Origin of the sequence: Allochromatium palmeri (genome assembly GCF_009720725.1) — a bacterium.
Lineage (GTDB): Bacteria > Pseudomonadota > Gammaproteobacteria > Chromatiales > Chromatiaceae > Thermochromatium > Thermochromatium palmeri.
The window spans coordinates 53,651-74,142 of sequence record NZ_WNKT01000017.1 but is presented as its reverse complement, the minus strand read 5'-3'; the positions used below and the strand labels follow the sequence as shown (position 1 = coordinate 74,142).

Genomic DNA, 20,492 nt, shown 5'->3' with positions numbered 1-20,492 from the left:
GAAACCACACCCGCGCCGACGGTACGACCGCCTTCGCGTACCGCAAAGCGCAGACCGTCTTCCATGGCGATCGGAGCAATCAGCTTGATCGTCATTTTGACGTTGTCGCCCGGCATCACCATCTCGACGCCCTCGGGCAGCTCGCAGGCGCCGGTGACATCGGTGGTGCGGAAGTAGAACTGCGGACGATAGCCGTTGAAGAACGGGGTGTGACGCCCGCCTTCTTCCTTGCTCAGCACGTACACTTCGGCCTCGAAGTGGGTGTGCGGCGTGATCGAGCCGGGCTTGGCCAGCACCTGACCGCGCTCGACGTCTTCACGCTTGGTGCCGCGCAGCAGGGCGCCGATGTTGTCACCGGCCTGACCCTGGTCGAGCAGCTTGCGGAACATCTCGACACCGGTACAGATGGTCTTGACGGTGTCTTTGATGCCGACGATGGCGACTTCTTCACCGACCTTGACGATGCCGCGCTCGACACGTCCGGTCACCACGGTGCCGCGACCGGAGATCGAGAACACGTCTTCGATCGGCATCAGGAAGGCGCCGTCGATGGCACGCTCCGGCTCGGGAATGTAGCTGTCGAGCGCCGCCATCAACCGGTCGATCGAGGGACCGCCGATCTCGGAGGTGTCGCCTTCCAGCGCCAGCTTGGCCGAGCCGGTGACGATCGGGGTGTCGTCGCCGGGGAAGTCGTAGCTGGAGAGCAGCTCGCGCACTTCCATCTCGACGAGCTCCAGGAGCTCGGCGTCGTCGACCATGTCGGCCTTGTTCAGGTACACCACGATGTAGGGCACACCGACCTGACGCGACAGCAGGATGTGCTCGCGCGTCTGCGGCATCGGGCCGTCAGCGGCCGAGACCACCAGGATTGCGCCGTCCATCTGCGCCGCGCCGGTGATCATGTTCTTGACGTAGTCGGCGTGGCCGGGGCAATCGACGTGGGCGTAGTGACGCGCTTCGGTCTCGTACTCGACGTGCGCCGTGGCAATGGTGATGCCGCGCTCGCGCTCTTCGGGCGCGTTGTCGATCTGGTCATAGCCGCGCGCTTCGCCGCCGAACTTCTTGGCCTGATGCGTGGTGATCGCCGCCGTCAGCGTGGTCTTGCCGTGGTCGACGTGGCCAATCGTGCCAACGTTGACGTGAGGCTTGCTGCGTTGAAATTTTTCTTTGGACATCCCGCTCTACCCTTCGGATGAATCGTTACTTCTTCTTGGAGACCGCTTCGGCAATGCTGGCGGGCACCTCGTTGTACTTGCAGAATTCCATGCTGTAGGTCGCACGGCCCTGGGTCGCTGAACGCAGGTCGGTGGCATACCCGAACATTTCCGACAGCGGCACCTCGGCGCGAATGATCTTGCCGGACGGAGAATCGTCCATGCCCTGGATCATGCCGCGGCGGCTGTTGATGTCGCCCATGACGTCGCCCATATTCTCCTCGGGCGTAACCACCTCGACCTTCATGATGGGTTCGAGCAGAACCGGCTTGGCCTTGGCCGCCGCTTCCTTGATCGCCATGGAGCCGGCGATCTTGAACGCCATTTCACTGGAGTCGACTTCGTGATAGGAGCCGTCGTAGAGGGTGACCTTGATGTCGACCATGGGGAAGCCGGCCAGGATACCGTTTTTCATGGCTTCCTGGATGCCCTTGTCGACCGCCGGAATGTATTCCTTGGGCACGGTACCGCCAACGATGCCGTTGACGAACTCGTAACCACCGCCGGCATCCATCGGTTCGACCCGAATCAGAACATGACCGTACTGACCGCGACCGCCGGACTGACGAGCGAACTTGGTGTCCTGCTCGACGCCGGTACGGATGGTCTCACGATAGCTGACCTGGGGTGCGCCGACATTGGCCTCGACCTTGAATTCGCGACGCATGCGGTCGACGATGATTTCAAGATGCAGCTCGCCCATGCCGGAAATGATGGTCTGACCGGACTCCTCGTCGGTATGGACGCGGAACGACGGATCTTCCTGCGCCAGCTTTTGCAGCGCGATACCCATCTTTTCCTGGTCGCCCTTGGTCTTGGGCTCGACTGCGACCGAGATGACCGGCTCGGGGAACTCCATACGCTCCAGGGTGATGACCTGATTGAGATCGCACAGCGTATCGCCCGTGGTCACGTCTTTCAGACCAACAGCCGCGGCGATATCGCCGGCGCACACTTCCTTGAGCTCCTGACGCTCGTTGGCGTGCATCTGCAGAATACGGCCAATGCGCTCTTTCTTGCTCTTGACCGGGTTGTACAGGGTATCGCCTGACTTGAGCACGCCCGAGTAGACACGGAAGAAGGTCAGGGTACCGACGAAAGGATCGGTCGCGATCTTGAACGCCAGCGCGGCAAAGGGTGCTGAGTCGGACGCTTCACGCGAACCTTCGCTCTCGTCCTTGTCGTCGAGAATACCCTTGATCGCAGGCACATCGACCGGCGACGGCATATAGTCGAGGACGGCGTCGAGCATAGCCTGCACGCCCTTGTTCTTGAAGGCCGAGCCGCACAGAATGGGTACGATCTCGCTTCTCAGGGTGCGCGCACGCAGACCGAACTTGATTTCCTCTTCGGTCAACGCCTCGCCTTCGAGATACTTCTCCATGAAGGCTTCATTAGCTTCAGCGGCGGCTTCGACCAGCTTTTCGCGCCATTCTTCACAGTCGTCGACCATGTCGGCCGGGATGTCGCCATACTCGAACTTGGTGCCCTTGGACTCTTCGTCCCAGAGAATGGCCTTCATCTTGACCAGATCGACAACACCCTTGAAGTGCTCCTCGGCGCCGATCGGCAACTGCAAGGGCACGGGGTTACCGCCCAGACGATCCTTGACCTGACCGACGACGCGCAGGAAATTCGCGCCCATGCGGTCCATCTTATTGACGAACGCCAGACGCGGGACACCGTACTTATTGGCTTGACGCCAGACGGTTTCAGATTGAGGCTCGACGCCGCCGACGGCGCAGAAGACGGCACAGGCGCCGTCAAGGACGCGCAGCGAACGCTCGACTTCGATGGTGAAGTCGACGTGTCCGGGGGTGTCGATGATATTGATGCGGTGTTCAGGACGGTCGAGCGCCATGCCCTTCCAGAAACAGGTGGTCGCCGCTGAGGTGATGGTGATACCACGCTCCTGCTCCTGCTCCATCCAGTCCATGGTGGCGGCGCCGTCGTGCACCTCGCCGATTTTGTGCGAGACACCCGTATAGAACAGGATGCGCTCCGTGGTAGTGGTCTTCCCGGCATCGATGTGCGCCATGATGCCAAGATTGCGATACCGCTCGATGGGTGTGCTACGTGCCACGACTGAATCCGCCCTGATGATCCTAAAGAACTCTGAAAAACGAACGCGAGACCGCTGTTACCAGCGGTAATGCGAGAAGGCTTTGTTGGCTTCGGCCATACGATGGGTGTCTTCTTTCTTCTTGACAGCCGAACCGCGCGAATCAGCGGCATCCATCAGCTCACCAGCCAGACGCTGCGCCATGGACTTCTCTGAACGCTTGCGTGCCGAGTCGATCAGCCAGCGCATCGCCAGCGAGTTGCGACGGGTCGGACGCACTTCGACCGGAACCTGATAGGTTGCACCACCGACGCGCCGCGACTTGACCTCGACCGCCGGACGTACATTCTCCATCGCCTGTTCGAGCAGCTCGATCGGACGACCGCCCTTCTTCTCGGCGATCTGATCCAGGGCGTTGTAGATGATTCGCTCGGCGACGGACTTCTTTCCGTCTTCCATCATCATGTTGATGAACTTGGTCAACAACTCACTCCCGTGCTTAGGATCCGGGAGGATTTGACGACGGGCGGCAACGCGTCTTCTTGGCATGTTCTCTAAGGCTCCGACCTTAATTCGTTGTAGGCTGATCGCGTCAGCGCAGGATTACTTCTTCGGGCGCTTGGCGCCGTACTTGGAACGACCCTGACGGCGTTTCTCGACACCCGAGGTATCCAGGGTGCCGCGCACGGTGTGATAGCGCACACCCGGCAAGTCCTTGACACGACCGCCACGAATCAGGACCACCGAGTGCTCCTGAAGGTTGTGGCCTTCGCCACCGATATAGGACGCGACCTCGAACCCGTTGGTCAGACGCACACGAGCCACCTTACGCAATGCCGAGTTCGGCTTCTTTGGCGTGGTGGTATAGACGCGCGTGCAGACCCCGCGACGCTGCGGGCAGGCCTCGAGGGCGGGCACGTTGGTTTTCGCCACGTTCCGCTTGCGAGGCTTGCGGACGAGTTGGTTGATCGTTGCCATGCGATGAGTCTCCAGCGGCGCCCTCGCGCCATGATTCTTCTTGGAGTCAAACGAAGCCTGCGCGTATGGGCCGGCTCGATGACATCGCCAGCATGACACGCACCAGATGCGACCGTCTGCTCAGGGGCCGGGCAAAGGCGCCCAAACCAGGGAATCGGATAAAAAATGAAGCTAGCCGACAGACCATCGGCTAGCTGAGACAGAGCAGTATAGGGAGACGCTTAGGACGTGTCAACTCCCTGATCGACCTAGGCGGATGTCTGCTTAAACTACTCAGCGGCTTCCGGGGTATTGAGCGCTTTTTTGAGCGCCTGCTCCAGATCCTCGGGAGCCATCTCGACCTTGCCCGAACCATCGAGTGCACGCTGACGCCGCCGCTCCTGATGGTAGGACAGACCGGTACCAGCCGGGATGAGCCGACCGACGATGACGTTCTCCTTCAGACCGGCGAGCCGGTCGGTCGAACCGCGCACGGCGGCCTCGGTGAGCACGCGCGTGGTTTCCTGGAACGAGGCCGCCGAAATGAAGGACTCAGTGGCCAGCGACGCCTTGGTGATACCCAGCAACAGTGGCTCAAACAGCGCCGGCTGCTTGCCCTCGGCCATAGCGCGCTTGTTCTCGTCGAGCAGCAACGCATGTTCGACCTGCTCGCCGCGCAGCAGACGGGTGTCGCCCGGGGCGGTTATCTCGACCTTGCGCAGCATCTGGCGGACGATGACTTCGATGTGCTTGTCGTTGATCTTCACGCCCTGCAAGCGATAGACGTCCTGGATCTCCTTGACCAGATACTCGGCCAGCGCGGTCACACCCTTCAGACGCAGGATGTCGTGCGAGGCCAGTTCGCCGTCGGCGATCACCTCGCCGCGCTCCACGCGCTCGCCCTCGAAGACGTTGACATGACGCCACTTAGGGATCAGCTCCTCGACCGTCTCGCCATCATCCTTGGTGATGATGAGACGCTGCTTGCCCTTGGTGTCCTTGCCGAAACCGATGGTGCCGCTGGCCTCGGCGAGCAGCGCCGGTTCCTTGGGCTTGCGTGCCTCGAACAGATCCGCCACGCGCGGCAGACCACCGGTGATGTCGCGGGTCTTGGAGGACTCCTGCGGGATACGCGCCAGGATGTCACCGACGCCCACGTTCGCGCCATTGGCCACACTGACGATGGCGCCCGAGGACAGGGCATAGCGTGCCGGCAGATCCGTACCCGCAATGTTGAGTTCGTTGCCGTTCTCGTCGAGCAGCTTGACCATAGGCCGCAGATCCTTGCCGGCCGCCGGGCGCTGCTTGGGATCGATGACAACCAGCGAACTCAGACCCGTGACGTCGTCGGTCTGGGCCTGTACGGTCACGCCCTCGATGAAGTCCTCGAACTCCAGGCGACCGGCCACCTCGGTGACCACGGGATGGGTGTGCGGATCCCAGCTCGCCACCACGTCGCCCGGCTTGACCGCATCGCCGTCGCCGACGCGCAGGGTCGCGCCATAGGGCACCTTGTAGCGCTCCTTCTCCATGCTGCGCTCGTCGACGACGGTCAGTTCACCTGAGCGTGAGACCGCGACCAGGTTGCCCGAATGATGCTGCACGGTCTTGATGTTGTGCAGCCGCACCGAACCGCCGTTCTTGATCTCGATACTGTTGACGGCCGCGGCCCGCGAGGCCGCTCCACCGATATGGAAGGTGCGCATGGTCAGCTGCGTGCCCGGCTCGCCGATCGACTGCGCCGCGATGACGCCGACCGCCTCGCCCATATTGACGCGATGACCGCGCGCCAGATCGCGTCCATAGCACTGAGCGCAGACACCGAGCCGCGACTCACAGGTGATGGGCGAACGCACCCGCACCTGGTCGATACCGACGTCTTCGAAGCGCTCGACCCAGCCCTCATCAAGCAGGGTGCCGGCCTTACAGATCAGCTCGGGGTTGTCCGTGCCCGGGCGATAGACATCGACCGCTGTCACGCGACCGAGAATACGCTCGCGCAGCGGTTCGACCACGTCGCCGCCCTCGATGACGGGCGCCATCAGCAGGCCCTGGTCGGTGCCGCAGTCTGGCTCCAGCACCACCATGTCCTGCGCCACGTCGACCAGACGCCGGGTCAGATACCCGGAGTTGGCGGTCTTGAGCGCGGTGTCGGCCAGACCCTTGCGCGCGCCGTGCGTGGAGATGAAGTACTGGATAACGTTCAGACCTTCGCGGAAGTTCGCGGTGATCGGCGTCTCAATGATGGAGCCGTCCGGCTTGGCCATCAGGCCGCGCATACCGGCGAGCTGACGGATCTGCGCCGCTGAACCACGGGCGCCGGAGTTGGCCATCATATAGATGGAATTGAACGAATCCTGCTTACGCTCGTCGACCAGACGCGACGGCGCCTCCTTGAGTCCGCTCGCCAGTCGCTCGCGGCCCTCGGACGCCTTGATCCGCTCGGGATCGAGCTTGGCGGTGACCTCGGGACGATAGCGCGCGGTCAGCTCATCGAAACGCGCGTTGAACGCCTCCAGCGTCAATTCCTTGCGCGCCAGTGCCTGGGTCGCTGTGCGCAGCTCGCCCTGCCAGTCGGCAAAGAGCGCGCGCAAGGCGTCGTAGCCTTCCGGTTCAATGGCCGAGAGCGCCGCCTGACGATATTCGCTCACCAGACGTTCAGCCTCGAAGCCCGGATCGGCCTTGGCCAGATCGGTACCGAGCTTGGACATCATGGCCTTGGCGACTTGATCGTTGGTGCGCGACCAGATATCGACGACCTTGTTGTAGCGCTCGCCGTTGGTGACCAGACCCGAGGCGTATTGCTGCTGGATCTCCTGAACTTCCAACTCGGCGGCGGCCAACAGCGAACCCTTGTCCATCTTGGCGTCGTGGTCGTCGCGCGGCACTTCCATGTCGTCGAGACCGATGGAGACACCGGCGCGCGTGGCCATACGGAAGCCCAGATACATCACCTGGTCGGCGAAGACGACAGTGTCCTTGAGGCCCAGGCGGCGATAGCAGGTGTTGATCAGCATCGAGATCTGCTTCTTGCCCAGCGGACGGTCGACCAGCTCGAAGGGCAGTCCCTCGGGCACGATGGCGAACACCATGGCGCGTCCGAGAGTCGTTTCCTTGAGGCTGGTGCGCTCGGTCAGCGTACCATCCTTGTGCTTGATGACTTCGCGGAGGCGCACCGTGCAGCGTGCATGCAGATCCGCATGTCCGGTCTCATAGGCGCGACGTGCTTCGTCGATGTTGCTGAACAGCGCACCCTCGCCCTTGGCGCCGATGCGCTCGCGGGTCATGTAATAGAGACCCAGGACCACGTCCTGCGAGGGCACGATGATCGGCTCGCCATTGGCCGGCGACAGGATGTTGTTGGAGGCCATCATCAGGGCACGCGCTTCCAACTGCGCTTCCAGCGACAGCGGGACATGCACGGCCATCTGGTCGCCGTCGAAGTCGGCGTTGAAGGCGGTACAGACCAGCGGATGGAGCTGGATGGCCTTGCCTTCGATCAGCACCGGCTCGAACGCCTGGATGCCCAGACGGTGCAGGGTCGGCGCACGGTTGAGCATCACCGGATGCTCACGGATGACCTCTTCGAGGATATCCCACACCTCAGGCGTGCCACGCTCGACCATCTTCTTGGCCGCCTTGATGGTGGCCGCCAGTCCGCGCAGTTGCAGCTTGCTGAAGATGAAGGGCTTGAACAGCTCCAGGGCCATGCGCTTGGGCAGACCGCACTGATGGAGTTTCAGCGTCGGGCCGACCACGATGACCGAACGGCCCGAGTAGTCGACACGCTTGCCGAGCAGGTTCTGCCGGAAACGACCCTGCTTGCCCTTGATCATGTCGGCAAGCGACTTGAGCGGGCGCTTGTTGGTGCCGGTGATGGCACGCCCACGCCGTCCGTTGTCGAGCAGCGCGTCGACCGACTCCTGAAGCATGCGCTTTTCGTTGCGCACGATGATGTCAGGGGCGATCAGATCGAGCAGCCGCTTGAGACGGTTGTTGCGATTGATGACGCGCCGATAGAGATCGTTGAGATCCGAGGTCGCGAAACGCCCGCCATCGAGCGGCACCAGCGGACGCAGCTCCGGCGGCAGCACCGGCAGCACGGTCAGGATCATCCACTCCGGGCGGTTGCCCGAGGCCAGCAGCGACTCCATCAGCTTCAGACGCTTGGCGAGCTTCTTGATCTTGGTCTCGGAGTTGGTCGATTCGATCTCCTCGCGCATGCGACGGATCTCGGCGGCCATGTCGATGCTGCGCAGCAGCTCGTAGATGGCCTCGGCGCCCATGCGCGCGTCGAACTCATCCCCATTGACCTCGAGTGCTTCCAGATACTGCTCGTCGTTGAGCAGCTGGCCGCGCTCCAGTTCCTGGACCAGACCCGGATCGATGACGACGAACGACTCGAAATAGAGGATGCGCTCGATGTCGCGCAGGGTCATGTCGAGCAGCAGGCCGATGCGCGACGGCAGCGACTTGAGGAACCAGATGTGCGCCACCGGGCTGGCCAGATCGATGTGGCCCATGCGCTCGCGGCGCACCTTGGCCAGCGTGACCTCGACGCCGCACTTCTCGCACACCACGCCGCTATGCTTCAGACGCTTGTACTTGCCGCAGATGCACTCGTAGTCCGTGATGGGGCCGAAGATCTTGGCGCAGAACAGACCATCGCGCTCCGGCTTGAAGGTGCGATAGTTGATGGTCTCGGGCTTCTTGACTTCGCCATAGGACCAGGAACGGATCATTTCGGGCGAGGCCAGCCCGATCTTGATCGCATCGAATTCGAGTGCCTGACCCTGTTGCTTGATGATTTTGAGTAGATCTTTCAAGACCTTGATCTCCTGCCTGGAATAACCGGCGTAGGATGGGTAGAGCGGCAGCGAAACCCATCGCCACAACACATGAGCGTTGAGCAGAGCCTGGGAGGCGATGCGGTTCGCACGCGCACCGCACCCACCTCCCGATCAATCCTGCTGTAGCTCCACGTTGATGGCGAGTGAGCGGATCTCCTTGACCAGCACGTTGAAGGACTCGGGCATGCCGGCCTCCATGCGGTGATCTCCATCCACGATGTTCTTGTACATCTTGGTGCGCCCGTTGACGTCGTCGGACTTGACCGTGAGCATCTCCTGCAGGGTGTAGGCGGCGCCATAGGCTTCCAGCGCCCAGACCTCCATCTCACCGAAGCGCTGACCGCCGAACTGCGCCTTACCGCCCAGCGGCTGCTGTGTGACCAGGCTGTAGGGACCGGTCGAGCGGGCGTGCATCTTGTCGTCGACCAGGTGGTTGAGCTTGATCATATACATGTAGCCGACAGTGACCGGACGCTCGAACTGATCGCCACTGCGTCCGTCGAACAGAATGGTCTGACCGCTCGGAACGCCCTGCGCGGAATTGTCGCGATCGGCGAGCTTGAGCATCGCCTTGATTTCTTCCTCGGTCGCACCGTCGAAAACCGGCGTCGCCAGCGGCACGCCTCGGATCAGATTGCGCGCCAGCTCCAGAATCTCGTCGTCTGAGAAGCTCGCCAGATCCTCGATCTTGCCACTGGTGTTGTAGACCTGACCCAGAAAATCGCGCAGCTCGCTGACCGCCTTCTGCTGCTGGAGCATGCGGCCGATCTTCTCGCCCAGCCCCTGGGCGGCCCAACCGAGATGGGTCTCCAGCACCTGACCGACGTTCATGCGCGAGGGCACGCCGAGCGGGTTGAGCACGATGTCGACCGGCACACCGTCAGCGGAGAACGGCATGTCCTCGACCGGAACCACCTTGGAGATAACACCCTTGTTGCCGTGACGGCCAGCCATCTTGTCACCCGGCTGAATACGGCGCTTCACGGCCACATAGACCTTGACCATCTTGAGCACGCCGGGGGCGAGGTCGTCACCACTGGCGATCTTGCGTTTCTTGACCTCGTAACGCTCGCGGAATTCCTCGCGCTGCTGCTTGACCTGAGCGGCGACGGCCTCGAGCTGGGTGGCGATGTCTTCCTCACGCACCCGGATCTCGAACCAGGCATCGCGCGAGCCCCTGGACTTGAGCGAGTCAAGATAGTCCTTAGTGATCTCAGCGCCGGGACGGAAACCGCTCGGACCGCCGTCAGCCACACGCCCGATGAGCAGCTTCTCGACACGCTGGAAGGTGTCGTTTTCCATGATGCGCTGCTGGTCGGCGAAGTCCTTGCGCACACGCTCCAGCTCCATTTCTTCGATCTGGATGGCACGCTGGTCCTTGTCCACACCGTCACGGGTGAAGACCTGAACGTCGACCACGGTGCCGTTCATGCCCGTGGGCAGACGCAGCGAGGTGTCCTTCACGTCGGAGGCCTTCTCGCCGAAAATGGCACGCAGGAGCTTTTCCTCCGGGGTCAACTGGGTTTCGCCCTTGGGCGTGACCTTGCCGACCAGGATATCGCCGTCGCGCACCTCGGCGCCGACATAGACGATGCCGGACTCGTCGAGCTTGGAGAGCGCCGATTCACCGACGTTGGGAATATCGCCCGTGATGTCTTCCGGCCCGAGCTTGGTATCACGCGCCAGACAGGACAGCTCCTCGATATGGATGGTGGTGAAGCGGTCCTCCTGCACCACGCGCTCCGAGATCAAGATCGAGTCCTCGAAGTTGTAGCCGTTCCAGGGCATGAAGGCTACGCGCAGGTTCTGCCCCAGGGCCAGTTCGCCCATGTCGGTGGACGGACCATCGGCCAGCACGTCCTGACGCGCCACCACATCGCCCGGCTTGACCAGCGGACGCTGGTTGATACAGGTATTCTGGTTGGAACGGGTGTACTTGGTCAGGTTGTAGATGTCGACACCCGGCACGTCCGGGGTCTTGGCCGCCTCGTCGTCGTTGACCCGCACCACGATACGCGCCGCGTCGATCGACTCGATCACGCCACCGCGACGCGCGACCACGCACACGCCCGAGTCACGCGCCACCACACGCTCCATGCCGGTGCCGACCAGCGGCTTCTCGGCGCGCAGCGTGGGCACGGCCTGACGCTGCATGTTCGAGCCCATGAGGGCGCGGTTGGCGTCGTCATGCTCCAGGAACGGAATCAGCGAGGCGGCCACCGAGACGATCTGACGCGGCGAGACGTCCATGTACTGGACTTCCTCGGGCACGCGCATGGCGAACTCGTTGGCATGCCGGCAGGAGACCAGGGCATCGGCAAGCCGTCCGTCCTCGTCCAGCGTCGCGTTGGCCTGCGCGATGACGAAGTTGCCCTCTTCGATCGCCGACAGATAGTCGATCTGATCGGTGACGCGCCCGTCCTCGACCTTGCGATAGGGCGTCTCCAGGAAGCCGTAGGAGTTGGTGCGCGCATAGACCGCGAGCGAGTTGATCAGACCGATGTTCGGGCCTTCAGGGGTCTCGATCGGGCAGACGCGGCCATAGTGGGTCGGGTGCACGTCGCGCACCTCGAAGCCGGCCCGCTCGCGCGCCAGACCGCCGGGACCGAGCGCCGAGACGCGCCGCTTGTGCGTGACCTCGGACAGCGGGTTGTTCTGGTCCATGAACTGCGAGAGCTGCGAGGAACCGAAGAACTCCTTGATCGCCGCCGACACCGGCTTGGCGTTGATGAGTTCCTGCGGCATCAGCCCCTCGGACTCGGCCAGCGACAGACGCTCCTTGACCGCGCGCTCGACGCGCACCAAACCGACGCGGAACTGGTTCTCGGCCATCTCGCCGACGCAGCGAATGCGCCGGTTGCCCAGGTGATCGATGTCGTCGACCATGCCGCGGCCGTTACGCAGTTCGACCAGCACCTTGAGCGAGTCGAGGATATCCGAGCCTTGCTCGCCGTATTCGTCAAAGAGCTTCTTGGAGAAGTCATCCGTGCGGCCGGCGAAATAGCGCCCGTCATAGATGACGCCCGGCCCGGTCTCGTCCGGACGCCCGAGACGGCGATTGAACTTCATGCGTCCAACGGCCGAGAGGTCGTAGCGGTCGGAGGTGAAGAACAGGTTATGGAACAGATTCTGGGCCGCTTCCTTGGTCGGCGGCTCGCCGGGGCGCATCATGCGATAGATCTCGACCTGAGCGTCCAACTCATTGGTCGTGGGGTCGATGCGCAGCGTCTCGGAGATATAGGGGCCCTGATCGAGATCGTTGACGAACAGCGTCTCCAGCGTCTCGACACCCTGACGCAGCAGGGTCTCCAGCAGCTCGGGCGTGATCGGATCATTGGCCTCGGCAAAGACCTCACCGGTTTCGGCGTCGACCTGGGCGTGAGCCAGGATACGTCCAAGCAGAAAATCCGCCGGCACTTCCAGGCGATCGACGCCCGCCTTCTGGAGTTCACGGATATGACGCGCGGTCACGCGCCGGCCGGACTCGACCAGCACCTCGTCGCCGATCTTGACGTCGAAGCCGACGGTCTCGCCGCGCAGACGCTCGGGAACCAGATCCAGGGTCACAGTCTGGCCCTGGATGCGGAAGGTATCGGTCTCGAAGAAGCGCGCGAGGATGTCCTCGACGCCATAGCCGAGCGCACGCAGCAGCACGGTCGCCGGCAGCTTGCGCCGCCGGTCGATACGCACAAAGACGTTGTCCTTGGGATCAAACTCGAAATCGAGCCAGGAGCCGCGGTAGGGAATGACGCGCGCTGAGAACAGCAGCTTGCCCGAGGAGTGGGTCTTGCCCTTGTCATGGTCGAAGAAGACACCAGGCGACCGATGCAACTGCGAGACGATGACGCGCTCGGTGCCGTTGATGATGAAGGTGCCGGTCTCGGTCATGAGCGGCAACTCGCCCATGTAGACTTCCTGCTCGCGTACGTCCTTGACGACCTTGGAACCGGCCGGAGCCTCCTTGTCGTAGATCACCAGCCGCAGCAGCACGCGCAGAGGGGCCGCGAAGGTCGCGCCACGCAGATGACACTCGCGCTCATCGAACACCGGCTCGCCCAGACGGTATTTGACATACTCCAGGACGGCGTTGCCTGAATAGCTCTCGATGGGGAACACGGACTTGAAGGCCGCATGCAACCCGAGATCCCGGCGATCCTTGGCCGGACAGTCGGCCTGCAGAAACTCGCGATAGGAGTTGATCTGCGTCGCGAGGAGGAACGGAACGTCCAGAATACTGGGACGCTTGCCGAAGTCTTTGCGGATGCGCTTCTTTTCGGTGAACGAATAGGCCATTATGCCTTCCCTCGAGATGCTTGCGTGGGTCCCTGACGGGGCATGGACACGGGTGCGGATTGCGGATGGCTCGAAACTTGAAAATCGGAATTCAGGCACGTCCTGGATCAGGGCGCGCGATCCCGCCGGATTCAGCGAATCCAACGGGAAAAGGCCGGCGGCTTATTGCCGCCAGCCTCACAGCGTAGTCGAATGAATAACGACGCAACGCGCCGTTACTTGATCTCGACCGTGGCGCCAGCTTCTTCGAGTTCCTTCTTCGCGGCCTCGGCCTCAGCCTTGGACACGGCTTCCTTCAGGACGGTCGGAGCGCCCTCGACGGCATCCTTAGCTTCCTTGAGGCCCAGACCGGTGATCGAACGCACCGCCTTGATGACGCCAACCTTGTTGGCACCGAAGGAGGCCAGAACGATATCGAACTCGGTCTGTTCTTCAACCGGTGCTGCATCGGCACCACCAGCCGCAGGACCGGCAGCCATCACAGCGGCAGCGGCGGTGACGCCAAACTTCTCTTCCATCGCGCTGATGAGGTCAACGACCTCGAGCACGGTCATGTTGCCAATCGCTTCGAGAATCTCGTCTTTCGAAACGGCCATGGGTTTCTCCTAGAAAATACGGTTGATCGGGTAGCTGATAGATGGAAGACGCCGATCAGGCGGCTTCCTTGGCATCGCGAATCGCGGCGACGGTGCGGACGAGCTTGCCCGGCACCTCGTTGAGCGTTGCAGCGAGCTTCTGCACTGGAGCCTTCATGGTCGCCATGAGCAGACTGATGGCCTGATCGTAGGTCGGCATCTTCGCGAGATTGCCGATCTCGGATGGCGCAAGCAGCTTGCCGCCCAGGGCGATGAGACGCACCTGGAACTTGTCGTGCTCCTTGGCGAAGGGCTCCAGGACGCGCGCCACGGCACCCGGATCGTCCTGCGAAAACGCGAGGATCATCGGGCCGGTGAGCCCATCCCGCATGCAGGCGAAATCCGTGTCTTCCAGCGCGCGCCGGGCCAGGGTATTCTTGACCACGCGAACATAGACGCCGGCCTTACGCGCTTCCACGCGCAGCTTGGTCAACTGCTCGACGGTCAAACCCCGGTATTCGGCCGCGATGGCCGAATAGGCGCTCTTTGCAACTTCCGCGACTTCGGCGACGATTGCTTCTTTTTGCGCAAAATTCAGCGCCACTGTCGTCACCTCTACTCACATTGAAACCCGACCGAAGCCGGGCGGTGAACGCGTGACGGCCTCCAGCCGTACACTTGCTCACCAGGTTCGTGCGCCGTCATCAGCTAACGATCTGACTCGGGAGCACCGTCTGCGCGGGCGTGTTACGCATTAAGTCTTTGCGCTGCCGTCCTGGCGACACTTCGGACACCCGCGGTCTTTGACGGTCTCCAGCGATGCCCGAGACCTCAAAGAAAATCCTCCAAAGGTGTCGGCCCAAAAGCCGACACTCTGGATCAGAAGGTCAACGCTGAATGGTCGACCGTCAGGCCCGGCCCCATGGTGCTGGAGATCGTGACCTTCTTCATGTAGATGCCCTTGGCGGCCGTCGGCTTGGCCTTCATCAGGCTACCGAGCAGCATCTCAAGATTCTCACGCAACTTTTCAGGCTCGAAGTCGACCTTGCCGAGCGGGCAGTGGATGATGCCAGCCTTGTCAGTGCGATAGCGCACCTGACCTGCCTTGGCATTGCGCACGGCTTCGGCGACGTCCGGGCTCACGGTGCCAACTTTGGGGTTGGGCATCAGGCCGCGCGGGCCGAGCACCTTACCGAGCTGACCGACAATGCGCATGGCATCGGGCGAGGCGATGACGACATCGTAATCGAGCTGACCGGCCTTCATCTCTTCGGCCAGATCTTCGAAGCCAACCTTGTCGGCACCGGCTTCGCGCGCCGCATCAGCGCCAGCGCCCTGAGCGAAAACAGCCACACGAACGGTCTTGCCGATACCATGCGGCAGCACGGTCGAGCCACGCACCACCTGATCGGATTTGCGCGGATCGACACCCAGATTCACCGCGACATCAACGCTTTCGGCGAACTTGACCTGAGAGAGTTCCTTGAGAAGCGTGAAGGCTTCATCGGCCGGATAGAGCTTGCCGATCTCGACGCGCTCACGGATCGCACGCAGACGTTTGCTGAGACGCGCCATATCAGTTCACCCCCTCGACGTTCAGACCCATGGAGCGCGCGCTACCAGCGATGGTGCGTACAGCCGCGTCCATATCAGCGGCGGTCAGATCGGGCATCTTGAGCGTCGCGATCTGTTCGAGCTGCTCGCGCGTGACCGTGCCGACCTTGTTGGTGTTCGGGTTGGCGCTGCCGCTGGTGAGTCCAACGGCTTTTTTGAGCAGGATCGAAGCCGGCGGCGTCTTGGTGATGAAGGTGAAGCTGCGATCCGAATAAACCGTGATGACCACGGGTGTCGGAATGCCCTTCTCCATGTCCTGCGTGCGCGCGTTGAACGCTTTGCAGAACTCCATGATGTTGACGCCGTGCTGACCAAGCGCAGGACCGACCGGCGGGCTGGGATTGGCTTCGCCCGCCTTTACCTGCAACTTGATGTAGGCATTGATCTTCTTTGCCACGATAAATCTCCAATGGGTGCAAGCGCCAGACGATCGATCTGGCTCCCCGTGTGTGTTTCCCCGATGGGGCTATGAGAAACCGCGTCCAGACAGGGCGCGGTCGAAACGTTCGGCTCAGGCCGGCGAGTGTCGCTCAGACTTTCTCGACCTGGGAGAACTCCAACTCGACCGGTGTCGAGCGACCGAAGATGAGGACCGACACCTTGACGCGACTCTTGTCGTAATCGACATCTTCGACTACGCCATTGAAGTCGGTGAAGGGGCCATCGGTCACGCGCACGACCTCGCCCGGCTCGTAAAGCACCTTTGGGCGTGGCTTCTCGCCGCCTTCCTGGAGACGCTGCAGGATGATATCGGCTTGGGAATCTGGAATCGGCGCCGGACGATCACCGGTGCCGCCGATGAACCCCATGACTTTCGGAACGCTCTTGACCAGATGCCAGGTCTCGTCAGTCATTTCCATGTTGACGAGCACATAGCCAGGGAAGAACTTGCGTTCACTTTTGCGCTGCTGTCCGTTGCGCATCTCGACGACTTCTTCGGTCGGCACCAGGATCGCGCCGAAAAACTCTTCCAGCCCAGCCCGCTTGAGACGATCTTCCAGCGAACGCTTGACCTGCCCCTCGAAGCCCGAGTAGGCGTGAATCACATACCAGCGTTTGGACATGCTCAGCCCCCCTGGCCGGTCAGGAATCGCAGGATCGACATCAGGATCATATCGAACAACCAAAGAACGACACCGACGAGCAGCACCATGACCACGACGACCAGGGTCGTTTGCAGCGTTTCCTGACGCGAAGGCCAGACGACCTTGCGGACTTCCATACGTGAATCGGAGATGAACTGCCAAAGCACACGACCGCGTTCGGTTTGGAAAGCAATGGCGGCTGCCGCACCACTGATGATCAGCAGCGCAATTACACGCAACAGCGTGGATATCTCGGAGAAATAATAGAAGGCCAGGATACCACCGACCAACAGGAAGACAGCGCCACCCAGCTTGAGAGAATCCAAGCCGGCACCACGGGTTTCAGCGCGTGAACTCATGAATTCGCCTATTTCCAAACCGCGCCCAGCGCGACAAATTGAGCTTTCTGATTCGAATACAGCCCATCAAAGCCAACAGACCCAACGGAACGCGACCTGAACGATGTCATCAAACGCGCCCGACCGGAAGTCTCATTGACTCACGCGAAGCTAGGGGATCTCACTCGAAGCCGTACCTGAAAAGGTACGGCTTCGGTGATTTGAATGGCAGGCCAGGAGGGACTCGAACCCCCAACCTGCGGTTTTGGAGACCGCTGCTCTGCCAATTGAGCTACTGGCCTAAATCGGAACAGTTACATACAGCGCGAAGCCAGGGGATGACCCCGCGCTACAGAAACCGCATATTACTCGATAATCTTAGAAACCACACCCGCGCCGACGGTACGACCGCCTTCGCGTACCGCAAAGCGCAGACCGTCTTCCATGGCGATCGGAGCAATCAGCTTGATCGTCATTTTGACGTTGTCGCCCGGCATCACCATCTCGACACCCTCGGGCAGCTCGCAGGCGCCGGTGACATCGGTGGTGCGGAAGTAGAACTGCGGACGATAGCCGTTGAAGAACGGGGTGTGACGCCCGCCTTCTTCCTTGCTCAGCACGTACACTTCGGCCTCGAAGTGGGTGTGCGGCGTGATCGAGCCGGGCTTGGCCAGAACCTGGCCGCGCTCGACGTCTTCACGCTTGGTGCCGCGCAGCAGGGCGCCGATGTTGTCACCGGCCTGACCCTGGTCGAGCAGCTTGCGGAACATCTCGACACCGGTGCAGATGGTCTTGACGGTGTCCTTGATGCCGACGATGGCGACTTCTTCACCGACCTTGACGATGCCGCGCTCGACACGCCCGGTCACCACGGTGCCGCGACCGGAGATCGAGAACACGTCTTCGATCGGCATCAGGAAGGCGCCGTCGATGGCACGCTCCGGCTCGGGAATGTAGCTGTCGAGCGCCGCCATCAACCGGTCGATCGAGGGACCGCCGATCTCGGAGGTGTCGCCTTCCAGCGCCAGCTTGGCCGAGCCGGTGACGATCGGGGTGTCGTCGCCGGGGAAGTCGTAGCTGGAGAGCAGCTCGCGCACTTCCATCTCGACGAGCTCCAGGAGCTCGGCGTCGTCGACCATGTCGGCCTTGTTCAGGTACACCACGATGTAGGGCACACCGACCTGACGCGACAGCAGGATGTGCTCGCGCGTCTGCGGCATCGGGCCGTCAGCGGCCGAGACCACCAGGATTGCGCCGTCCATCTGCGCCGCGCCGGTGATCATGTTCTTGACGTAGTCGGCGTGGCCGGGGCAATCGACGTGGGCGTAGTGACGCGCTTCGGTCTCGTACTCGACGTGCGCCGTGGCAATGGTGATGCCGCGCTCGCGCTCTTCGGGCGCGTTGTCGATCTGGTCATAGCCGCGCGCTTCGCCGCCGAACTTCTTGGCCTGATGCGTGGTGATCGCCGCCGTCAGCGTGGTCTTGCCGTGGTCGACGTGGCCAATCGTGCCAACGTTGACGTGAGGCTTGCTGCGTTGAAATTTTTCTTTGGACATGAACGGCTCCCCGCATGTGACAAATCGATTGAACGCGCCTCGCGGCACGCAAGACCCTGATACGAAAATATGGAGCCCATGACCGGAATTGAACCGGTGACCTCACCCTTACCAAGGGTGTGCTCTACCAACTGAGCTACATGGGCAAAGCTTTACTTAACCTTCTACGCACGATATGGAGCGGGTGATGGGAATCGAACCCACACCATCAGCTTGGAAGGCTGAGGTTCTACCATTGAACTACACCCGCGAAGCGCTGAGCCGCATCAAAATATCCGCGAGAACGCTAATCGCAGCAAAACAACTTGGTGGAGGGGGGAGGATTCGAACCTCCGAAGGCTGAGCCGTCAGATTTACAGTCTGATCCCTTTGACCGCTCGGGAACCCCTCCAAATGAGCGGCGCATTGTAAGCACGAACGAATAGTGCGTCAACAACTATTTCATCACGACAGATTCCCCGCGCTACTGAGCAGGCGTTCGTCATATAGTCGCCCGGCGCAAACTGCTAACATGCATGGCTTCATAGAGATTCCCTGACGATTATCTGAGAATTACAGCGATGGATGTAACGATTTTTGGTAGTGGATATGTCGGCTTGGTGACGGGCGTCTGTCTCGCTGAGGTCGGTAACAATGTGCTCTGCATCGACATCGACCCGAAGAAGATCGACCTGCTCAACAGCGGCGGGGTGCCAATCTACGAGCCTGGACTCGACGAGATGATCCAGTCCAATCGCGAGGCGGGGCGACTGCGCTTCTCGACCGACGCCAAGGCCGGCGTCGAGCATGGACTCTTTCAGTTCATCGCCGTCGGCACGCCGCCCGACGAGGACGGATCAGCCGATCTCCAATATGTCCTGGCAGTCGCGCGCACGATCGCCGAGCACATGGACGAGTACCGCATCCTGGTCGACAAGTCGACCGTGCCCGTGGGGACCGCCGACAAGGTGTCCGATACCGTGCGCGAAGTGCTGGCGAGCCGTGGCCACGAACTCGAGTTCGACGTCGTTTCCAACCCCGAGTTCCTCAAAGAAGGAGCGGCGATCGATGACTTCATGCGCCCGGATCGCATCGTCGTCGGCACCGATAATCCACGCACGGCCGAGCTGCTGCGTGCGCTCTATGCGCCCTTCAACCGCAGTCACGACCGGCTGATGCTGATGGACGTGCGTTCAGCCGAGCTGACCAAGTATGCCGCCAACGCCATGCTGGCGACCAAGATCAGCTTCATGAACGAGCTGTCGAACATCGCCGATGCCGTCGGCGCCGACATCGAGAAGGTGCGTGTCGGCATCGGTTCGGATCCGCGCATCGGTTATCAGTTCATCTATCCGGGCTGTGGCTATGGCGGCTCCTGTTTCCCCAAGGATGTGCGCGCGCTTGAGCACACGGCGCGCGCGCTGGGTTATGAGGCCGCGCTCCTGCAAGCTGTCGAGGCGGTGAACTTCCGCCAGAAAGAGGTGCTCTTCAGCAAGATCCGCGACTATTTCGGCGGCGACCTGGCGGGCAAGACCATCGCCATCTGGGGTCTGTCCTTCAAACCCAATACCGACGACATGCGTGAGGCGTCCAGCCGGGTGCTGATGGAGGCGCTGTGGGACGCTGGCGCGCGCGTCCAGGCTTATGATCCGGTCGCCACGGAAGAGACGCAGCGTCTCTATGGCGAGCGCGCCGACCTGACCCTGGCCGCAGACGCACTCGCGGCGCTAGATGGGGCCGATGCCCTGGCGGTGGTGACTGAGTGGTCGCAATTCCGTAGCCCGAATTTCGACGCGATCCGCGCCAGACTGCGCACCCCGGTTATTTTCGACGGCCGTAATATCCTCGACGGCCCACTCGCTCGCGCGGCCGGCCTGACCTATGTCTCCATCGGCCGGGCCACCCTCATGCCCGCCTGACCCACTGCGCCCGAGTGCTCACGCGGCACTCGGGCGCCTCCGATCGTTCC

General features: G+C 61.9%; 14 protein-coding genes and 4 tRNA genes. 1 reads left to right on the top strand and 17 read right to left on the bottom strand.

Annotated elements, in window-relative coordinates:
* The 17 genes from tuf (GJ668_RS09790) to GJ668_RS09710 all read right to left on the bottom strand — a co-directional run.
* A partial coding sequence (tuf, locus tag GJ668_RS09790; RefSeq protein WP_155449965.1) for an elongation factor Tu occupies positions 1–1,175 on the bottom strand: 1,175 nt, incomplete at its 3' end.
* A 25-nt stretch (positions 1,176–1,200) separates the two neighbouring features.
* Positions 1,201–3,297, bottom strand: a complete 2,097-nt coding sequence (gene fusA, locus GJ668_RS09785) for an elongation factor G (RefSeq protein ID WP_186343011.1) — start codon at positions 3,295–3,297, stop codon at positions 1,201–1,203.
* 57 nt (positions 3,298–3,354) lie between these two features.
* Positions 3,355–3,825, bottom strand: coding sequence for a 30S ribosomal protein S7 (gene rpsG, locus GJ668_RS09780; RefSeq protein ID WP_155449964.1), 471 nt, complete (start codon positions 3,823–3,825; stop codon positions 3,355–3,357).
* A 54-nt stretch (positions 3,826–3,879) separates the two neighbouring features.
* Positions 3,880–4,254 carry a 30S ribosomal protein S12 gene (gene rpsL, locus GJ668_RS09775; RefSeq protein WP_155449963.1) on the bottom strand — a complete coding sequence of 125 codons (375 nt, stop codon included), beginning with the start codon at positions 4,252–4,254 and terminating at the stop codon, positions 3,880–3,882.
* A gap of 269 nt (positions 4,255–4,523) precedes the next feature.
* Positions 4,524–9,059 carry a DNA-directed RNA polymerase subunit beta' gene (rpoC, locus tag GJ668_RS09770; protein WP_155449962.1) on the bottom strand — a complete coding sequence of 1,512 codons (4,536 nt, stop codon included), beginning with the start codon at positions 9,057–9,059 and terminating at the stop codon, positions 4,524–4,526.
* Positions 9,060–9,194: 135 nt separating this feature from the next.
* On the bottom strand, positions 9,195–13,376 hold the full coding sequence (gene rpoB, locus GJ668_RS09765) for a DNA-directed RNA polymerase subunit beta (RefSeq protein ID WP_155449961.1): 4,182 nt from the start codon (positions 13,374–13,376) through the stop codon (positions 9,195–9,197).
* Positions 13,377–13,591: 215 nt separating this feature from the next.
* On the bottom strand, positions 13,592–13,972 hold the full coding sequence (gene rplL, locus GJ668_RS09760; protein WP_155449960.1) for a 50S ribosomal protein L7/L12: 381 nt from the start codon (positions 13,970–13,972) through the stop codon (positions 13,592–13,594).
* Between the two features lie 55 nt (positions 13,973–14,027).
* A complete protein-coding gene (rplJ, locus tag GJ668_RS09755; RefSeq protein WP_186343010.1) occupies positions 14,028–14,555 on the bottom strand; it encodes a 50S ribosomal protein L10 in 528 nt (175 codons plus the stop codon).
* A gap of 275 nt (positions 14,556–14,830) precedes the next feature.
* Positions 14,831–15,526 (bottom strand): 50S ribosomal protein L1, encoded by a 696-nt coding sequence (gene rplA, locus GJ668_RS09750; protein WP_155449959.1) that lies wholly within the window; start codon positions 15,524–15,526, stop codon positions 14,831–14,833.
* 1 nt (position 15,527) lies between these two features.
* Positions 15,528–15,962: a 50S ribosomal protein L11 gene (gene rplK / locus GJ668_RS09745; RefSeq protein WP_186343009.1), complete on the bottom strand. Its 435-nt coding sequence runs from the start codon at positions 15,960–15,962 to the stop codon at positions 15,528–15,530.
* 133 nt (positions 15,963–16,095) lie between these two features.
* A complete protein-coding gene (nusG, locus tag GJ668_RS09740) occupies positions 16,096–16,629 on the bottom strand; it encodes a transcription termination/antitermination protein NusG (protein WP_155449958.1) in 534 nt (177 codons plus the stop codon).
* 2 nt (positions 16,630–16,631) lie between these two features.
* Positions 16,632–17,009 (bottom strand): preprotein translocase subunit SecE, encoded by a 378-nt coding sequence (gene secE / locus GJ668_RS09735; protein ID WP_155449957.1) that lies wholly within the window; start codon positions 17,007–17,009, stop codon positions 16,632–16,634.
* Between the two features lie 205 nt (positions 17,010–17,214).
* Positions 17,215–17,290, bottom strand: a tRNA-Trp gene (locus tag GJ668_RS09730).
* 63 nt (positions 17,291–17,353) lie between these two features.
* A complete protein-coding gene (gene tuf, locus GJ668_RS09725) occupies positions 17,354–18,544 on the bottom strand; it encodes an elongation factor Tu (protein ID WP_155449956.1) in 1,191 nt (396 codons plus the stop codon).
* Positions 18,545–18,614: 70 nt separating this feature from the next.
* Positions 18,615–18,690: transfer RNA gene (locus GJ668_RS09720), tRNA-Thr, on the bottom strand.
* Between the two features lie 30 nt (positions 18,691–18,720).
* Positions 18,721–18,794, bottom strand: a tRNA-Gly gene (locus tag GJ668_RS09715).
* 56 nt (positions 18,795–18,850) lie between these two features.
* A tRNA-Tyr gene (locus GJ668_RS09710) sits at positions 18,851–18,935 on the bottom strand.
* A gap of 169 nt (positions 18,936–19,104) precedes the next feature.
* Here GJ668_RS09710 and GJ668_RS09705 point away from each other — a divergent pair.
* Positions 19,105–20,442 carry a UDP-glucose dehydrogenase family protein gene (locus GJ668_RS09705; RefSeq protein ID WP_155449955.1) on the top strand — a complete coding sequence of 446 codons (1,338 nt, stop codon included), beginning with the start codon at positions 19,105–19,107 and terminating at the stop codon, positions 20,440–20,442.
* Positions 20,443–20,492: the final 50 nt, after the last annotated feature.

What these genes read in the sequence shown, in the direction of transcription:
- rpsG (WP_155449964.1), bottom strand. Translation starts at nt 3,825, where the DNA reads ATGCCAAGAAGACGCGTTGCCGCCCGTCGTCAAATCCTCCCGGATCCT.
- rpsL (WP_155449963.1), bottom strand. Translation starts at nt 4,254, where the DNA reads ATGGCAACGATCAACCAACTCGTCCGCAAGCCTCGCAAGCGGAACGTG.
- rpoB (WP_155449961.1), bottom strand. Translation starts at nt 13,376, where the DNA reads ATGGCCTATTCGTTCACCGAAAAGAAGCGCATCCGCAAAGACTTCGGC.
- rplL (WP_155449960.1), bottom strand. Translation starts at nt 13,972, where the DNA reads ATGGCCGTTTCGAAAGACGAGATTCTCGAAGCGATTGGCAACATGACC.
- rplA (WP_155449959.1), bottom strand. Translation starts at nt 15,526, where the DNA reads ATGGCGCGTCTCAGCAAACGTCTGCGTGCGATCCGTGAGCGCGTCGAG.
- nusG (WP_155449958.1), bottom strand. Translation starts at nt 16,629, where the DNA reads ATGTCCAAACGCTGGTATGTGATTCACGCCTACTCGGGCTTCGAGGGG.
- secE (WP_155449957.1), bottom strand. Translation starts at nt 17,009, where the DNA reads ATGAGTTCACGCGCTGAAACCCGTGGTGCCGGCTTGGATTCTCTCAAG.
- tuf (WP_155449956.1), bottom strand. Translation starts at nt 18,544, where the DNA reads ATGTCCAAAGAAAAATTTCAACGCAGCAAGCCTCACGTCAACGTTGGC.
- GJ668_RS09705 (WP_155449955.1), top strand. Translation starts at nt 19,105, where the DNA reads ATGGATGTAACGATTTTTGGTAGTGGATATGTCGGCTTGGTGACGGGC.